The organism is Parvibaculum sp. (assembly GCF_049672805.1).
In the GTDB taxonomy this organism is placed as follows: Bacteria; Pseudomonadota; Alphaproteobacteria; order Parvibaculales; family Parvibaculaceae; genus Parvibaculum.
In genome coordinates, this window is record NZ_JBATWS010000326.1 from 1 (window position 1) to 1,863 (window position 1,863).

3 protein-coding genes are annotated in these 1,863 nt (G+C 61.9%); all 3 read right to left on the reverse strand.

Features of this window, described 5'->3' with window-relative positions; translation table 11 throughout:
- A partial coding sequence (locus WBF74_RS10330; RefSeq protein ID WP_424439162.1) for a GFA family protein occupies positions 1–375 on the reverse strand: 375 nt, incomplete at its 3' end.
- 23 nt (positions 376–398) lie between these two features.
- The gene (locus WBF74_RS10335; protein ID WP_424439165.1) at positions 399–1,382 is read right to left on the reverse strand and encodes a quinone oxidoreductase family protein; all 984 of its coding nucleotides are present in this window, start codon (positions 1,380–1,382) and stop codon (positions 399–401) included.
- 62 nt (positions 1,383–1,444) lie between these two features.
- The coding region (locus WBF74_RS10340) for a LysE family translocator (protein ID WP_424439168.1) at positions 1,445–1,863 on the reverse strand (419 nt) is incomplete at its 5' end.

The window sequence follows — 1,863 nt, forward strand, 5'->3', positions numbered from 1 at the left end:
TGAGGGAATGCGATCATGCCCATCGAACCATGGTGCTTTCGAGGCAGCATGTTCGCGCGCAATGAGGCGGGCAGGCACATCACCATCGAGCGCATTGGCGGCGAGGATGATCGTGTCATCCGGTTCCATAAGGTTTGCGCCCGTCATGGCCGTGCCGCAGCGCGCGCAGAATGACCGTGTGAGGCCGGGGGAACTTTCATAACAAGCGAGATTGTCCACACCCTCCCACACCACCTCATCGCGCAGGGCGACGAAGAAGAAACCGGCATGGCCGCCCGCCGCCTTGCGGCACATGGAGCATTGGCACTCCACAATGCCGCTCATCCGCTTCGCCTCGAAGCGCACTGCACCGCAAAGGCAGGAGCCGTGAACCATTCTCCCTCCATTCAGGCCACCGCTCAGGGAATGAGCACGCTCGCGCCGACCGTCTTGCGGGCCTCGAGATCCATATGCGCGCGGGCGGCTTCGGCAAGCGCATAACGCTGCTTCACTTCCGCCTTCACCGCGCCCGACTTCACCACGGCGAAAAGATCATCGGCCATTTCCTGTAGCGCGGTCGGTGTCTTTGCAGCGTAGTGGAACATGGTCGGCCGTGTGACGAAGAGCGAACCCTTCTGGGCAAGGATACCGAGATTCACATCCGTGACCGGGCCGGAGGCATTGCCGAAGGAAACGAGAAGGCCGAGCGGTGCAAGGCAATCGAGCGAGGACATGAAGGTCGCCTTGCCCACACCGTCATAAACGACAGGCAGCATTTTCCCGCCGGTGATTTCGCGCACACGGGCGGCGACATCTTCCTTCGTATAGTCGATGACATGATCGCAGCCATGTGCGCGGGCGAGCGCTGCCTTTTCTTCCGAACTTGTCGTGCCGATGACGGTGGCGCCGAGACGTTTTGCCCATTGGCAGGCAATGAGGCCCACGCCACCTGCTGCCGCATGCCAGAGGATCGTCTGACCCTTCTCCACACGGAAGGTCTGACGCAGAAGAAATTGCGCGGTCAGCCCCTTCAGCATCAGGGCGGCGGCTTCCTCGTCGCTCACGCCGTCCGGCACCTTGACGCTGCTTGCAGCGGCGACATTATGCGCCTCGGCATAAGCGCCGACGGGACCCGACGCATAGGCAACGCGGTCCCCCGGCTTGAAGTTCGTGACACCTTCGCCCACTGCCTCGACAATGCCCGCCGCTTCCATGCCGATGCCGGAGGGAAGCGGAACGGGATAGAGGCCGGAGCGGTGATAGGTGTCGATGAAATTGATGCCGATGGCCTTTGCCCGGACGGTGATCTCGCCCGGCTTCGGCGCACCAAGCTCCACCTCTTTCAGCATCATGGTTTCCGGCCCGCCCGTCTTTTCGATGCGGATGGCCTTGATGGTTGTCATGAGGTCGTCTCCCGTTTCTCCTGCCGGTACGCGTCGGCAGATTGTTTTGCGTTGCGTCCAGTCTAGCGTCTTGCAAGGGCGAGCGCTGCCCCTGATGCAATGAGCACCGTGCCGGTGATGCGGTTGCTGATGAGCTGCGCGCGCCGCGCCTTCAGATAGGGCGCGAGCCGTCCTGCCGCGAGCGCATAGGTGCCATCGGAGAGAACGGCCACCACAACGAAAGTGACGGCCAGAAGAAAGAGCTGCGGCGCGGCAGGCTCTGCCGGATTGATGAATTGCGGAAAGAAGGCCGCATAGAAGATGAGCGGCTTCGGATTGGTGACACCGATGAGATAGCCGCGGCGGAAAAGCCGCGCCTTGCTGTCGGGCATCGCCGGTGCGGGAATAGCAGGGTCCGTGATCGGTGCGCGAAAGGAGGCAATGCCGATCCAGACGAGATAGGCCGCGCCGATAAGTTTCAGCACTTCCATATAAGTGCCCA

What these genes read in the sequence shown, in the direction of transcription:
- WBF74_RS10335 (WP_424439165.1), bottom strand. Translation starts at nt 1,382, where the DNA reads ATGACAACCATCAAGGCCATCCGCATCGAAAAGACGGGCGGGCCGGAA.